This is a genomic window from Aliterella atlantica CENA595, from assembly GCF_000952155.1.
Lineage (GTDB): Bacteria > Cyanobacteriota > Cyanobacteriia > Cyanobacteriales > Chroococcidiopsidaceae > Aliterella > Aliterella atlantica.
Genome location: NZ_JYON01000008.1, coordinates 1 through 14,761 on the forward strand (window position 1 = coordinate 1; position 14,761 = coordinate 14,761).

At 43.8% G+C, this 14,761-nt stretch carries 12 protein-coding genes; 4 read left to right on the top strand and 8 right to left on the bottom strand.

Features of this window, described 5'->3' with window-relative positions; translation table 11 throughout:
• Positions 1 to 343: 343 nt before the first annotated feature.
• Positions 344 to 829, top strand: coding sequence for an FAD-dependent oxidoreductase (locus UH38_RS09135; RefSeq protein ID WP_052672313.1), 486 nt, complete (start codon positions 344 to 346; stop codon positions 827 to 829).
• A 23-nt stretch (positions 830 to 852) separates the two neighbouring features.
• Here UH38_RS09135 and UH38_RS09140 read toward each other — a convergent pair whose 3' ends face one another.
• The 6 genes from UH38_RS09140 to UH38_RS09170 form a co-directional block, all read right to left on the bottom strand.
• On the bottom strand, positions 853 to 2,079 hold the full coding sequence (locus tag UH38_RS09140) for an MFS transporter (protein WP_045054355.1): 1,227 nt from the start codon (positions 2,077 to 2,079) through the stop codon (positions 853 to 855).
• 88 nt (positions 2,080 to 2,167) lie between these two features.
• Positions 2,168 to 3,034, bottom strand: coding sequence for a GNAT family N-acetyltransferase (locus UH38_RS09145; protein WP_045054356.1), 867 nt, complete (start codon positions 3,032 to 3,034; stop codon positions 2,168 to 2,170).
• A gap of 1,921 nt (positions 3,035 to 4,955) precedes the next feature.
• Positions 4,956 to 5,117 carry an SDR family NAD(P)-dependent oxidoreductase gene (locus UH38_RS28130; protein ID WP_082065351.1) on the bottom strand — a complete coding sequence of 54 codons (162 nt, stop codon included), beginning with the start codon at positions 5,115 to 5,117 and terminating at the stop codon, positions 4,956 to 4,958.
• Positions 5,102 to 6,022 carry a hypothetical protein gene (locus UH38_RS09160; RefSeq protein WP_052672315.1) on the bottom strand — a complete coding sequence of 307 codons (921 nt, stop codon included), beginning with the start codon at positions 6,020 to 6,022 and terminating at the stop codon, positions 5,102 to 5,104. The genes UH38_RS28130 and UH38_RS09160 overlap by 16 nt, the downstream gene beginning before the upstream one ends.
• A 281-nt stretch (positions 6,023 to 6,303) precedes the next feature.
• Entirely contained in the window at positions 6,304 to 6,984 is a 681-nt protein-coding gene (locus UH38_RS09165; protein WP_045054359.1) for a response regulator transcription factor, read from the bottom strand.
• A 7-nt stretch (positions 6,985 to 6,991) separates the two neighbouring features.
• Entirely contained in the window at positions 6,992 to 8,113 is a 1,122-nt protein-coding gene (locus UH38_RS09170) for an ATP-binding response regulator (protein ID WP_045054360.1), read from the bottom strand.
• Positions 8,114 to 8,299: 186 nt separating this feature from the next.
• On the opposite strand from UH38_RS09170, the gene UH38_RS09175 reads away from it, so the two are divergent.
• Both UH38_RS09175 and UH38_RS24740 read left to right on the top strand, forming a co-directional pair.
• Positions 8,300 to 9,337, top strand: a complete 1,038-nt coding sequence (locus tag UH38_RS09175; RefSeq protein WP_045054361.1) for a cytochrome-c peroxidase — start codon at positions 8,300 to 8,302, stop codon at positions 9,335 to 9,337.
• Positions 9,334 to 12,066 (top strand): DAHL domain-containing protein, encoded by a 2,733-nt coding sequence (locus UH38_RS24740; protein ID WP_052672316.1) that lies wholly within the window; start codon positions 9,334 to 9,336, stop codon positions 12,064 to 12,066. Before UH38_RS09175 ends, UH38_RS24740 begins: the two co-directional genes overlap by 4 nt.
• Positions 12,067 to 12,310: 244 nt before the next feature.
• Here the strand turns inward: UH38_RS24740 and UH38_RS09190 are convergent, their stop codons facing one another.
• Together UH38_RS09190 and UH38_RS09195 are read right to left on the bottom strand one after the other, a co-directional pair.
• Positions 12,311 to 13,501: a homospermidine biosynthesis protein gene (locus UH38_RS09190; protein WP_045054363.1), complete on the bottom strand. Its 1,191-nt coding sequence runs from the start codon at positions 13,499 to 13,501 to the stop codon at positions 12,311 to 12,313.
• A 31-nt stretch (positions 13,502 to 13,532) separates the two neighbouring features.
• On the bottom strand, positions 13,533 to 14,048 hold the full coding sequence (locus UH38_RS09195) for an O-acetyl-ADP-ribose deacetylase (protein WP_045054364.1): 516 nt from the start codon (positions 14,046 to 14,048) through the stop codon (positions 13,533 to 13,535).
• Between the two features lie 66 nt (positions 14,049 to 14,114).
• Between UH38_RS09195 and cobO the strand changes: the two genes are divergently transcribed.
• Positions 14,115 to 14,744, top strand: a complete 630-nt coding sequence (cobO, locus tag UH38_RS09200; protein ID WP_045054365.1) for a cob(I)yrinic acid a,c-diamide adenosyltransferase — start codon at positions 14,115 to 14,117, stop codon at positions 14,742 to 14,744.
• The last annotated feature ends 17 nt before the right edge of the window (positions 14,745 to 14,761 follow it).

Consider the following 14,761-nt stretch of genomic DNA (forward strand, 5'->3'; position numbering starts at 1 on the left):
ACAATTGCGACGGAGATTGTCTGACATTCTCAAAGACTTAACTCCAGAATTGATTGCTTCGCTTACAGGTTGGGAGTTTATTACTGATGCTGTATTAAGTTTATCTTCACATTAAATTGGTATAACTTTCGTGCCGTCAAATTTGGTGAAAATAAAGCCCGCAAACTTCTCACTAAAGGTTCTCTGTTCATTGCTAAGAATGCTAATCCCGCCCGCATTCTCTTTGATTGCCAGGTTAATATCTTATTTCCGCGACAGAATCACCAGGTTGTCAGCCTTGCTACCCCAGAAGCCGTGTTGCAATTCATTCTTTCACACCTATTTTCCAGAGTTAGGTCAACTGATGAACGCATCAGCAGCAGAGGCATTTTTGCAGCACCCGCTGTCAAGAGTGTTAACTATTCGCTGCAATCGCTACCATCATGGCGATCGCGTCCTCATCTTAGGCGATGCAGCCCACGCAGTATCTCCGTCTCTAGGTCAAGGTTGCAACGCTGCTTTAGAAGATGTCGCCATCTTTGACAAACTGTTGAATGAATATGACGATAATTGGGCAGAGGCGATCGCCAGCTTTACTACTCGCCGCAAAGTTGATGCTCACGCTCTACTAGAATTAAGCGATTATTCTTCTCCATCCTCTCCCCAACTAGCGATTGAATTTGTACTCAGAGAGCGACTTGCCAAAACACTGCATCAACTGTTTCCTACTTTCTTCGCTCCATCGTTAATAGATATGGTGTTTGAAAGTACAGTTCCCTATGCAGAGATTTTGCGATCTTACAAAGGATGGATTGCCAAGGTAAAATCGAACCAATATTCAATTGAATAATTATTAAACTTCTCGCCAGCCTGTTAATATCGCAGCGATCGCGCTAGTGCTAACATGACCAAAGCTGCTAGCAATGCCCCAACGACAATACTAAAAATTGCTAGATCGAAACTACCAGTCATCGCTACAATCGAACCTGGAATCAGCGAACCGCCGACACCACCAAACAAAATAGAAAGCCCGTTGTATAAACCAGTCCCAGCACCAACTCGGTGTGAAGGTAACAAGCATTGGACGATCGCATATTCTTGTGCGCCGTAGGCACTTTGAAAGAAAACAGCGATCGCAAAGCATAACACTACAAGTTCTAACCGATTGACACTTGAGGCAATGTAGACAAACACGCCTGCGATCGCAAATCCGATACTAGCAAGCAGAGCGCGGCGTTGGAACTTGTCGCCCAAATAAGCCATCAGCGCAATTCCCACAACCCCCGCAGTAAAAACGATCGCTAAAGGATAGCCTAAACGCTCGAAGTCGATGCTTTTGGCGCGGTTGAAGTAACTAGGCAACCAGTTAAGCATACCGAAGGCACAAAAGGCATTAAGCGCACCGCCAAGTGTAACTAACCAAAATCGCCAATCTTGCCTGTAGGCTGTCGGTGGCGTGTCTTCAACTAATTCGATTTCGTTGGTACTATGACTGTGGTGCGGCTCATCCTCGACAAAAAACCAAACTAAAGGCAGTGAAAGCAGCATTCCCGCTGTACCGAGGATGGCAAAGTTAGTTCGCCAGCCTACCGCGTGGATGAGGGGAATAATTAGTAACGGCGCGCAGGCAACAGCCAGAGTAATTCCTGCTCCCCAGATCGCATTTGCCCGCGATCGCTCGTGCTGAGAAAACCAACGGCTAGTAATTGCACTCAACATGGGGATATGTACCCCTTCCCCAAATCCTAACAACAGGCGTAAGACAATTAGTGCAGTCAAAGACTGCCCAAGCGGGGCGCAGAGTATGGTAAATAGAGAAAAGGCAGCGATTGTAGCCATTAGGCTCCGCTTTAGTCCAAATCGCTCGGCAAGCGGACTTAGCAGGATATTAGACAGTGCATAAGATAGAAAGAACGCCCCTAACAGCCATTCCCCATACGCTCCAATTTGGCGATCGCTCCAACCAAAATCGCGGGCAATACGAGGTAGTGATAGGGCTAGATTGTTGCGGTCTAAGTAGTTGAAGAATACTGTAACAGCAAGCACAATCGGAATGCGCCAACGGATTAGCTTGCTAGATTTAATAGTAGTAGCTGACATCCTTACCTACCCCAACTCTAAATGAAAAAGGACAATACAACATAATAGCGGTAGGAGTTGTTTGCTAGAACATTACTCTGCTTTTAGCCTAATAAAGTACAGATGGTAGATAACAGCCTTGAGGTTCTTGGTACTCGCCCATCGCCATTAATGTCGCTGGTTTGATGGCGCGCATTCCCTGAGCTAAACACCACCGAAATAAATCAGATTGACGTGTTGGCAGCAAAAACGAGATGGGGCGATCGCCACTCATATTTCCCACGCCAGCTAACAAAGCCTGCATATCTTTTTGCGACTCGGCTACAGCGTGATTCAACGCCCAAAAATGCGGCGCTGAAGTGTAAGCGCTAATGCGATCGTCGTTCACCGCTACAAAAGATGTCAGAAAAGGCGGCGTATTTTTCAACTCTCCAGTGCGCTCAATACCATATACTCTTCGGCACAATTCGGCGCACTGTGCAAAATCTTTGTTTTGGAGTGGACGAATCTCAATATTACTAGGAATATCACCTCTAACGTTGCCTTCGAGCATCACAAGTGGCTCTTTAACGTTGAAGCCAAGCGACGCATAAAGCGAAAGCGAAGCTAGATTGAAAGCGTTTTGAACTAAACGAATGCTTTTGCTGTGGATGGCGCGTTTAATAACTGCTTTCATTAATTCTCTACCCGCGCCCTCTGATTGAACATTTGGGTCGATAGCAAGCGGACCAACAGCCCGAACAATGTCATATTCCGACAGATAGTTAGAGCCAATAATTTTGCCGTCACTCTCGGCAACGATGCTGAATATTTGTGGATTAGCGAAGCAAGATTGCGCTAACTGAATACTAAACTCTAGAGACGGCTGATCTGGGCGAAAGTTATGACACTCAGCACTGTTTTTAAAAGCCTGGTAACATATTAGCCCACATATTTCAACATCTTCTTGCCGCATTGAACGAATATGGATGTCCATTGAACGCTCCTCAGACTAGAATGGTATCATCGAGTCGATTCGTTACGCTCTCATTAACGGTTGGGTATTGAAGTATGCCTCCCAAAATCATTATCTTTTCAGCAACGCCAATCTTATAACACTACCCATCTCCATTAATATTTGGGGCGAGGGCTGATGAGGTGGAAAATGATCGGCGGCTTTACTCCAAAGCCCCTTAGTTCTGTGAGAGTACCATTTTTCCCATCTAGTACGTAGTTCGACTCAAGACCCTCTATGATTCGACCATTGTTAAAGCACGTAAGTGATACCTTAGTCTTCAGAACTCCGTTCTCAACGACTCCTGTACCGTTGATGAGACCGCGATCGGTGCCATTGCACATCGTGTAATAGGTAGCATTCCCACTCACGCTGAACGTCCCATCTTCGTTACGCCTAATTGAACGCAAATGGCTCGCGCCATCATCAAAATCGATACCTTCCCATAGACCAACGACGGGAATTGTTTTCTCCTTATTTGCTAGGACGCTTTGACCATTAATTCCCATACTTATGAGCGTAGCCATTGCGATCGTTCTACAAAGTTTCATGTTTTTCTCCTTGGTACTTGTAGCATTTTAAATAAACTAATAACAAATTAAAATACTATTACAATAAATTGCAAATTACTTATTCAGTAATTTAAATAATAAATTCATAATATTTATCAATCAAATTATTGGCAAGGAAATATTTGAATTAATTTAAATATTTCCAACACTTTCACGGCACTGGACTGTAAAACGTGACAAGCTAGAATAGCACTGAATAGTAATGTCAACGTAACCTCAATATAGAATAATTGGGAGATAATGAGTCAAAGTTAAGTTAGTATCCACCTATACACTCCCAAACAATCAACAAATAAAAAAAGTGAAGCTGAATAGAAAATCATCAGCCGATCGCGCTCTACGATACTAGCTATAAGCATTTGACTTGAACTAGATGCCAAGAATAAAAACCCATAATCACTAATATTTATATTTGAGGCAAGTAAAGTACCACCTGCCAAAGCAAAAACACTGCTAGAACATTTGAGTAAACGAGAATGCTTTAAACAGTACCTTTTTAATAAGAATAATTTTTTCACAAAACCTCTCTCAGCTAATAAATACTCAACTCAGATAACCTTATGCACGGATATATTTCAGTTTTGTAGCGAGTATAAGTGATAGAGATATGCACCCGAAAACAGATAATTTAGACAAGCTAAATTAGAGAAAATAGCAGACTTCTTGCCAAAGGTTTTAACGAGATGACGAAACGCTTAAAAAAATGGTATTTGGTTTGAACGATTAAAGGCATCAAAGCCACACCATAACCAAGCAGCAAGTAAAACTGTCCACTGATAGCGACTGAGATGTAACATAATGACTGCTAAAGTCCTCAACTTGATTGCTACTTTACGACTTGAAATTCCCATCATTCCTAAGATCGATCCCAGAAAGCAGTAATGCACAAAAACCCTCTTAGCATCCCTTTGAATGCAATCGAGTTTCGACATTCGTTTCCGGTCAGCGGGTTATTTGTTAGTTTTTTAATCTCATGTGAAATACTTTGTCTAGATGTATGTTGCTCTTAGTTGTACAACGAAATTCATTAGCGAAAGTCGGAGTTTTTTCGGGCGAAGGTCGGAAGTTGTTGGGAAGAGATTGCTTTATTCCTTACTTATTCGTGAAAATCCTGCTTTAAATTAGCAACTTGCGTTGCTCGTTATATCGAAACGAATGGGTCAACTAGGAGAAATTGCTGCAACCGTTATCTTGGTCCCGATCCGCCACCTTTTCCACTCCTCAAACGGCTAAAGTTGAGCTAAGAGGCTGTCCAACCGCCATCTACCTCAATAATTTGCCCAGTTGCATAGCTGCAGATGGCAAAGGAAAACACAACTTCTGCCACCTCATCAGGTTGACCTGCGAGCTTTAGGGGAATTTTTGCTTTGCGGATTTCTGCTTGCCAAAATGACTTTTGCCTCAGCAGTTGCAAGACGTTTTGCAACTGCGTAACCAATTCCCGCAGAGCCGCCTGTGACAACAGCAATTTTTCCGGTCAGTATTCCTGCCATGTAGTTCTCTCTTGTGCGTCTACATGATAGTATCTCTCCAGCCAAGACAACAAATCTTGTTCGACAACAGTTAGCTCAGTATGCTTTCCTAAAGCTTTAAGAATGTTGTCTGCTGCTCGGTCGATTTGCTCTACCTGGCGTAGTCTTCTAATGCGCTGCAAAATCTGCGGTAAGTTTTGCTGCACATCCGACGAATCTATTTTGTTTAAATTATTTGGCTTTACAGTCAAAGTGGCATCGTGAACGTCAACAATTACTGTTGAGTTTGTTGGCTTGAGTGCGATCGCCCAACAGCCGTTATACTGACTATCTTTACCTTGAAGTCTTGTTAAAATAAATACATCACCTACTTGGCAGTAGTCTTGAGCTAGCACTAAAGGTTTTGCTTGTAGCTGTTCGACAACTGCGCGCACAATTTGACCAGAGGGGACTTTGCCATGAGCTTTTTCTACGGCTTTGTTCCATGCTAGCCGCCATTGGTCGGGTTCTAAACTGGTTAAAGGTTTAACTTGCTCCAATTTAGTAGGCAGAATTTGAGCAGGAATCGTTCTCAAATTTCCCTGAGCATAATTCGGTGGCGAAATCGTTCTGATAGAAAGCAAGTTTTCTACTACTTTAGCGCCATTAATTAAATAATCGCTATGACGGCGAGTAAATCCAAACCTGTCTTGGCAATAAGCCTCAAATGTCTTATGTGTAGTCCGATATAGCCGTCGCTCTCGCAACTGGGCAAGTGCCTTACCCGCCTGATAGAACGCTTGCTCTACGCCTAATTCTAGCCGCTGGCGATCGCGTTGTTCCTCTGGGGTTAGTTGTTCTAAAATATCTATTTGAGACGCTTCTACAGCTATTAATGCACTGGCTCCCAATAAGGAGGATTCAGTAACTACAAGGTTATCGATCATAATAAGCCTATTGGAGTTGGTTAGTTCAGATTGCTTGCCCAATTTCCTCCAAAACTATTTAGGCAAGATTTGCCCTAGTACAGGGGTAATGAGCGCCTGCCTTTTGCGCGTAATTTCCGATTTAGCCACTGTCTAAGAGTGCTGTTGCCATAAGTTTGCAGAAGATTGATGCAATTAGTTTTCAATCTATTAGCAACCACTAACTGCACGCATCGAATAAATGTCACTTCCAACCATTACATTTGTCACGAAGAAAATGCCTGAAGCGATCGCTTTAGCAGTTAATCGTCCGCAATCGGATTTGGCGCTAACAAATGACTAAAAGTATTAGCAACAATCGCCGCCTGAGTGCGATCGCGTAAATTCAACCGAGTCAGAATATGCGAAATATGATTTCTGATCGTCCCTTCAGAAAGAAAAAGCGCAGCCGCAATTTCTTTATTACTTGCACCATCTGCAATCAAAAGCAAAACTTCTCTTTCCCTAGCCGTGAGTTCCTTAAGTCCTGGTGGTGGCTGTGTTTCTGGCGGGGATGTCTGCAAAGCGATCGCCTTTTCTACAATTCCTGGTCCAAACTGAGTGTAGCCTTGATGAATTGAGCGAATTGCCTTTGCTAGTTCCTCAACAGGCGTATCTTTTAGCAGGTATCCTTTTGCCCCAAACCTTAGAGCTTCGGCAACGTAGTGAGAATCATCAAAAGTAGTCAAGACTAATATTTTCGGATTGGGAAACTGCTGGCAGATTATTTGAGTCGCTTGTACTCCGTCCATCACAGGCATCCGAATGTCCATAACAATTACATCTGGCGCAAGAGATTTGGCGTGTAAAGCGGATAACTGGGCGATCGCCTTTTGTCCGTTATCCGCTTCGCCGACTACCTTTAAATCGGGTTTTGTCTCCAACAATGTTTTCAATCCTCGCCGGACGATCTCTTGGTCTTCTACCAGCAACACTCGGATCATGATGATTTTAACTGTTGGAGTTTAAATTTTGTAGTTGAGGGAAAGCAGCGACAATTCGGCAACCAGCACCAGGTGCGCTGCTCATTTCCAGCTTACCTCCTAAAGCCGCAGTGCGCTCTTGCATTCCTTGCAATCCATAGCCAATTCTGCTTTCATCTACGCGAAAACCCTTGCCATTATCTTCAAGTACAAGTGATAGCTCAGATTGGGTCGACTGGATGGAAATTTTTACTGCTGTTGCTTCTGCATACTTGCAGATATTAGTTAGCCCTTCTTGGACAATTCGATACAATGCTGTATTCATTACATGACATAATGGCTGGTATAAATTAATACAAAGCTCTGGTAAAATTCCCGTAGTGTGGTGAAATTTTTGACTAAGAGAGGCGATCGCTTTTTCTAACGTTTGACCTTGCAGAGGGTCGAATCTCATTTGGGCGACAGACTGACGTACTGCTTGCAGGGCATTAGTTCCGAGTTGTTTTGCTTCTAGGAGAATTGTATAAGCTTGGCTTGGGTCTTGCTGCCATAAGGTAATGGCAGTTTCCATTTGAATATTCAGCGCTACCAGTGAATGCCCCAATGAGTCGTGAATATCGCGGGCAATACGATTGCGTTCTTCTATAGTCGCCATTTCCTCTATGCGCTGGTTGAGAATTTGCTCTTGGTTTAGTGCTTGGCGCAATTCTGCTTCTGCCTGTTGCAAACGGCTATTTTGCGCTTGCAGTTGCGCTTGCAACCTTGTAAGTTTGAGATGATTTTCAACTCTAACTAAAACTTCCTCGACTTGAAACGGCTTGGTAATATAGTCAACTCCTCCAACTGCGAAGGCTTTGACTTTATCGAATACCTCATTGAGGGCGCTGATAAAAATTACCGGAATCTCGCAGGTTTGAGGATTAGCTTTTAAGCGCTGGCAAACTTCATAGCCGTTCATAACTGGCATAGTGATATCTAGCAAAATTAGATCGGGGGGTTGCGCCTGCACGCCCATCAATGCCGTAGAACCATTTGGCACGCTTCTAACTTCATATCCGCGATCGCTCAACATTGCCGATAAAAGGCGTAGGTTGTCCAGTGTATCGTCAACGATCAGGATGTCTCCTTTGAGGGACTGATTGTTATTCATGCCGTAAGTAAGTAGGAAGTAACAGCAATTAGAATCTAAGTTAAATATTTTCTGGGTTGATTGCAACTTTGACCAATTTGTATATATTTATAAAAAATTCTGTTGATAGCGAACTGAAAAAATTTTCTATTTTAAAGTGATAGTGTTCAAACTTCGCTGCTTTCCACACTCCTTGATGGCGATCGCATGGATTTATTTTCTCCATCTTTGCACGTTAAACGTCGAATCTACCTGATTGTTTTAGTTGTTCTAGCTTGTTTGGTAGCGCTGGTTTGGCAGCAGTTCCAGACCTCCCAGCCGTTAACAAGACCAAAGGTAGAGCAAGTAGAGGTGAAATGGGCGAACGAACCAATTCAACCAATTCCCCTAACAATTGATTTGGATCGAGATCAGGTTGCTTTGGGCAAGCAACTATTTGAGGATGTTCGCCTTTCTAAAAATAATCAAATTTCCTGCCTTAGTTGCCACAGCTATAGCACAGGAGGTACAGATCGCGCCATGCATGAGACTGGGGGCGAAAAATTTGGCGCTATAAATACTCTCAGCGTATTTAATTCAAGCTTCAATTTCCGGTTGAATTGGAGCGGTAAGTTTGAGCAGTTAGCCCAGCAGATTGATAGCTTGTTACAAAACCCTAAAGTGATGGGAAGTAATTGGCAAGATATCATCGTCAAACTGCGCTCCTCTAGTCAGTACAGGCAGGCTTTTGCTCGGATTTACCCAGACGGTTTAACTCCCTTTAACGTCAAGGATGCGATCGCTACTTTTGAGCAATCCCTTTACACGCCCAACTCTCGGTTCGACCAATTTTTACGAGGTAATGCCCAAGCACTGACAGCAGCAGAAAAAGAGGGCTACCGAATTTTCAAAGACTACGGGTGTGTTAGTTGTCACCAGGGGATCAATGTAGGTGGCAATATGTTTCAACGCTTTGGCGTAATGGGAGACTATTTGGCGAATCGAGGTCATGTTACCAAAGCTGACTTAGGACGCTTCAACGTCACCCACAACCCAGCAGATCGCTACGTATTTAGAGTTCCCAGCTTACGCAATGTTGCTTTGACTCCGCCTTACTTCCATGATGGCTCTGCTCAAAATTTAGAGCAGGCGATCGCTGTCATGGCAAAATATCAGCTTGGTCGCCCCCTGTCAAAGCAGCAAACTGACTTAATTACTCAATTTTTAGGCACTCTGACGGGAGAATATCAAGGAAAACCACTATGAAATTCTCTAACCTTAGCAAGATTCTCTCTATTCGCCGACATCATGAGACGAAAACAGTTAACACCAACTTATCTCATCTACGCGGCTACTTGATTCTGCCAGGGTTAGTGCTGCTATTTGTCTTTCTGTGGCTCAAATCTCAAACAATCGACCTCAATCAACATAATTATTACATCATCAACCTCCGACAAACTCAAGAATTGGATGCTCGGATTAATCAAAATGTTTTGCAGGCAAGGTATGGTCTGCTGTCACACTACGATCCAATTGTCAATGACATAAAAAAATTAAAAAATATCCAAACGGAACTTCAGCAGGCTCCTAGCTTTATCGATCGCACGAGGCGCGAACAGTTAGATCGGTTGCTACAGGCAAATATCAAAGTCTGGCAAGAAAAAGAACAATACATTCAGAAATTTCAGTCAGAAAATGCTATTTTACGTAACTCCTTAAGCTATTTTCCGATCGCCATCAAAGAGCTAGTCGAACAAGATACAACTCCCCCAGCCTTAGCAAACCGCTTGAATACACTGCTGCGCGATCTGCTGCTATTTAACCTCTCAACAGACGAAGAGTTAGTTGTACAGATCGACCGTGAAATCGAGCAAATTTTGGCATCCAGCACGCTTGCCAACAACGCCAACTTAAAGTTAGCGATCGCCCATGCTCAAATCATCCTCAACAGGCGCTCTCAGGTAGATCGATTAATCCAAAGCGCGATCGCACTACCTACTAGCACAAGTGGAGAAAACCTGACTCAGACTTATGATGGTTTCTACCAGCAAGCGCTCGACTCTACCAGTACCTATCGACTCTGGCTGTATCTGCTGTCTTTTGTTTTGCTTGTTAGCGTTGCTACTTGGATAATTCTCCGGCTCAAGACTTATGCGATCGCCACAGAGCAAGCGGAGGAAAAATATCGAAGTATTTTTGAGAACTCTGTAGCGGGAATTTTCCAGACAACTCCTGATGGACGCTATCTCAGCGCCAATCCTAAACTAGCAGCCATGTATGGCTACGATTCTAGCGAACAGCTAATCCAAAATTTGACAGATATCAATCGTCAGCTATACGTTTTGCCAGAGCAAAGGCTAGATTTTATCCATCTGCTGATGGCAAATGGTTCGGTGGCGGATTTTGAGTTTGAGGTTTACCGCCGAGATGGCACAAAGATTTGGATTTCCCAGAATGCTCGGTTAGTGCGCGATCGCGATCGCAAGTTGCTTTATTACGAAGGTACTGCTACGGACATTACAGTTCGTAAACTTGCCGAGGCAGCTTTGCAACAAGCAATGGTAGCAGCAGAAGTTGCCAACCGCGCCAAAAGTCAGTTTCTCTCTAATATGAGTCATGAAGTACGTACTCCTCTCAATGTGATTTTGGGCTTTACTCAGTTAATGACTCTGGGCGGTTCGCTTACCACACAGCAGCAGGAATATTTAGATACGATTAGTCGCAGTGGCGAACATCTCCTAGCATTAATCAACGATGTGTTAGAAATGTCCAAGATTGAGGCGGGGAGAACGACGCTAAATGAAAATAGCTTCGATGTTTACAATCTGCTCGATTCTTTGCAGACAATGTTACAGCTTAAAGCTGAGAGTAAAGGATTAGAGTTAATTTTCGAGCGAGCAAGCGACGTGCCTCAATACATTCGCACTGATGAAAGCAAGCTGCGCCAAGTTTTAGTGAATCTGTTAGGTAATGCAATTAAGTTTACACAAGTTGGCAGCGTCACACTGCACGTAAAAGTAGAAAGTTCGATCTCACCTCCTCGCCTGCTGTTTGCAGTTAAAGACACAGGGCTGGGTATTGCTATTACAGAACTAAAAAGCCTATTCGATCCTTTTATCCAAACAGAGACAGGGCGCAACTCTCAAGAAGGGACGGGACTTGGTTTGCCTATTAGTCAGAAATTTGTTGACTTAATGGGCGGAGAGATTACTGTTGCAAGTCAACTTGGGTTGGGATCGGTGTTTGAGTTTGAGATTCAAACTAGCACAGTAGTTGCTGATGAAGTCCAAACTACCGTCGAACCATTACAGCAAGTAGTCGGTTTGGAGGCTGGACAACCTAATTACCGCATTCTCATCGTAGAAGACAAGTTGGAAAATCGGCGGTTGATGGTTGAGCTACTAAGACCAGTTGGTTTTGACGTGCGAGAGGCAGTAAATGGGCAAGAAGCGATCGCCCTGTGGCAAAGCTGGTCGCCTCAGCTAATTTGGATGGATATGCGGATGCCAGTTATGGACGGTTTTGAGGCAACCAAACGCATTAAATCTGCTGGCAAGATTGCTCCTGTGGTGATTGCTTTAACTGGAAGCGCCTTTGAAGAAGAGCGCACAGTTGTATTGTCCCAGGGGTGTGACGACTACGTACGCAAGCCATTTCGAGCTAATGTCATATTTGAGAAAATGGCGGAACATTTGGGAGTCCGCTACCTGTACGATGCAAAACAATTGTGTAGCGTAGATGAAGACTCGCTGCATCAGCCTACCCTCAGAGGGGAAGAAGTGAAACAGGCATTAGCCCAGATGCCTATCGATTGGCTAGAACACTTGCATCAAGCAGCAATAAAGGTAAATGCAAAGCAGGTGCATCACTGGCTCGAGCAAATGCCAATCGCCAACGCTCCTTTAGCTAATGCCTTAACCGAATTAGTTGGTAACTTTTGTTTTGAGGAGATTGTTACCCTCACTCAGGCAGCATCACGTCAGCATTCTAACTAACGAGCGATGTTTCTCGATGAGTTATACCAGAACTTAGCGATCGATCTGACGGATGGTAGAAATGCTTGCACATTCATCCTGTGCGCGGCAAGTCTCACCAAGATAGTCTTGAATCTTCGCAGCTATTATGCTTTCGCCAATAAATTAGCTTCAAGCAGCGTCAAGATGCTTGCCCTTCATTTGTTTCTCGCTCCTCCCCATATCTTCAAGAATGGGGAGGAGCAAATACAGTTAATAACAACTGCTATGGACTATTGGGAATCAGCCTGCCGCAAGGATAAGTAGCTGTTTGCTCGGAGGCATTTTCAGCTACCGCTGCAGGGATTTCTTCTACGGGGCGATTTTTGGCGGCGAGATAGTCTGCTTGCAATTTTGCTAGCATATCCTCCCGCTTGTCGTACAAACGCTTCAATGGGCGCGGCTGACATTGTTGCATGACATAAGCAGTTAGTAGCGGTAGGGCGATCGTGCTATCTGTATAACAAACAATTGTACTGGGCAACTCTTCGGGGTCGATTTTGCCCCAACTTACAGCCTCCGATGGCGTTGCGCCAGAAAGTCCGCCAGTATCGGGACGCGCATCGGTAAATTGAATAAAGTAGTCGTGTCCTCTTTCTTCTAACCCCAACACTTCGTGCAACTGGGGCTGAGTTTGCAAAAGGAAGTTTTTTGGACTACCGCCGCCGATAATTACCGCCGCACTTTTGCCTTCTATATCAGCTATACCAGAATTTCGGGCGCTATAGGCGATCGCTGCTGTTTCATTTACATCTATTGAAGGATCGATAATCAATTTCGATCCCTCCAATGCCAAAGCCGCAACGTTCATCCCAATCGAGCTATCCCCAGGCGATGAAGTATAAATTGGCACTCCACACTCATAAGCTGTAGCTAATAAACAAGAATGCTTGACTCCAATTTGCTTTTCTACTTCCCTAACATACTTACCTAGCAAATGGTGAAATTCTGCCGTACCCATCCGCTTTTGAAACGGTTCTGCTTGTAAAATCTTGCGGATAAAAGCATCAGTTTCTAGCAACACATCGTAGCCAAACATAATGTCATAGATGCGGATTGTCCCTTCTTGGCGCAACTTGACATCATCAACAAAAGGATGCCCAGAATAAAGTTCAAACCCCAATCCATAATGCAAATCGTGATAGAGATTTGCGCCCGTACTAATCGCCCAATCAATAAAACCATTGCGGATTAGCGGTGCAAGTACGGAAACGCCAAAGCCAGCAGGTGTCATTGCACCAGACAAGCTAACGCCGACAGTAACGCCTGCTTGTAGTACATCCTTACTTAACAACTGGCAGATTTCCCGCAGCCGCGCTGAATTATATGCCGTAAAATAATTATCAATCAAATCCACCACGCTAATTTGTGCCTGCATGGGCGTGGGAGAGATTTTGTTGCTAGGCAATTTTGACATTTTTATCCTTTAAATAGACACGCCATCTAATTTAGCCATTTTCAGCGCTTTGTTTCACGGCATCTAGGTAACAATTATAAGAATCTTGGCTAAAGCAAACTAAAATTACTTCGGCAATGCTGTCATCGCTAGCTAAAAAGCGCCGAACTTCACTAACGGCAATTTTGGCGGCTCTTTCTACCGGAAATCTATACACGCCCGTACTAATAGCCGGAAATGCGACTGCTTTTATCTCATACTCTTGAGCTATTTCCAAACTCCGGCGATAGCAACTAGCCAATAACTCATCTTCATTGTAGTTCCCACCTTGCCAAACAGGACCAACTGTATGAATGACCCATTTTGCAGGCAAGTTATAGCCTCTAGTAATCTTCGCATCGCCAGTATCGCAGCCATTTAGCTTGCGACATTCTGCTAGTAATTCTGGTCCCGCAGCGCGATGAATCGCCCCATCCACACCGCCACCACCAAGCAAAGATTCATTAGCAGCATTAACGATCGCATCTACTTCTAACTTAGTGATATCGCCTTGCATCACCCTTATCATAAATTAACTCTCCGTTTTCCCGATCTTGGTTCATCCTTAAGTAATGGTGGCAATTGTTTAAGATTGATGCAAACTAATTTAAATAACGAATCAGATTTGACAGCGGAACAATACCAGCGCAAGATGCAAAGGCGCAAGGAAGTTCAACAAGAGCGCGTTGCTAAAGCGTCACTGGAAAAAGGTTTAATTATCGTTAACACGGGTAACGGTAAAGGCAAAACTACAGCAGCATTGGGAATGGTGCTAAGATCCCTAGGTCATGGTTATAAAGTTGCGATCGTGCAATTTATTAAAGGCGCATGGGAACCTGCGGAAAAAGCTGTATTTAGTCTATGGCAAGACCAGCTAGTATTTTATGCAATGGGTGAAGGCTTTACTTGGGAAACTCAAGATCGAGAGCGAGATATCGAAAAAGCGCAAGCAGCTTGGCAAACTGCTTTGACATTTATTGCTAACCCAGACTATAAATTAGTGCTGTTAGATGAAGTAAATGTTGCCCTCAAGCTTGGTTATTTGCAAGTTAACGATATTTTAGCAGGACTAGAACAAAAGCCTGCTGATACTCATGTCATTCTTACAGGTAGAGGCGCTCCAGCAGAGCTAATTGAACAAGCAGATTTAGTTACAGAAATGACTTTAATTAAGCATCCTTTCCGCGAACAAGGTGTAAAAGCACAACCAGGAATTGAGTTTTAGAAATAGCGGGGTGCGTT

Coding starts and splice junctions, on each gene's coding strand:
- UH38_RS09135 (WP_052672313.1), top strand. CDS start 344: ATGAACGCATCAGCAGCAGAGGCATTTTTGCAGCACCCGCTGTCAAGA.
- UH38_RS09140 (WP_045054355.1), bottom strand. CDS start 2,079: ATGTCAGCTACTACTATTAAATCTAGCAAGCTAATCCGTTGGCGCATT.
- UH38_RS09145 (WP_045054356.1), bottom strand. CDS start 3,034: ATGGACATCCATATTCGTTCAATGCGGCAAGAAGATGTTGAAATATGT.
- UH38_RS28130 (WP_082065351.1), bottom strand. CDS start 5,117: ATGGCAGGAATACTGACCGGAAAAATTGCTGTTGTCACAGGCGGCTCT.
- UH38_RS09160 (WP_052672315.1), bottom strand. CDS start 6,022: ATGATCGATAACCTTGTAGTTACTGAATCCTCCTTATTGGGAGCCAGT.
- UH38_RS09165 (WP_045054359.1), bottom strand. CDS start 6,984: ATGATCCGAGTGTTGCTGGTAGAAGACCAAGAGATCGTCCGGCGAGGA.
- UH38_RS09170 (WP_045054360.1), bottom strand. CDS start 8,113: ATGAATAACAATCAGTCCCTCAAAGGAGACATCCTGATCGTTGACGAT.
- UH38_RS09175 (WP_045054361.1), top strand. CDS start 8,300: ATGGATTTATTTTCTCCATCTTTGCACGTTAAACGTCGAATCTACCTG.
- UH38_RS24740 (WP_052672316.1), top strand. CDS start 9,334: ATGAAATTCTCTAACCTTAGCAAGATTCTCTCTATTCGCCGACATCAT.
- UH38_RS09190 (WP_045054363.1), bottom strand. CDS start 13,501: ATGTCAAAATTGCCTAGCAACAAAATCTCTCCCACGCCCATGCAGGCA.
- UH38_RS09195 (WP_045054364.1), bottom strand. CDS start 14,048: ATGATAAGGGTGATGCAAGGCGATATCACTAAGTTAGAAGTAGATGCG.
- cobO (WP_045054365.1), top strand. CDS start 14,115: ATGCAAACTAATTTAAATAACGAATCAGATTTGACAGCGGAACAATAC.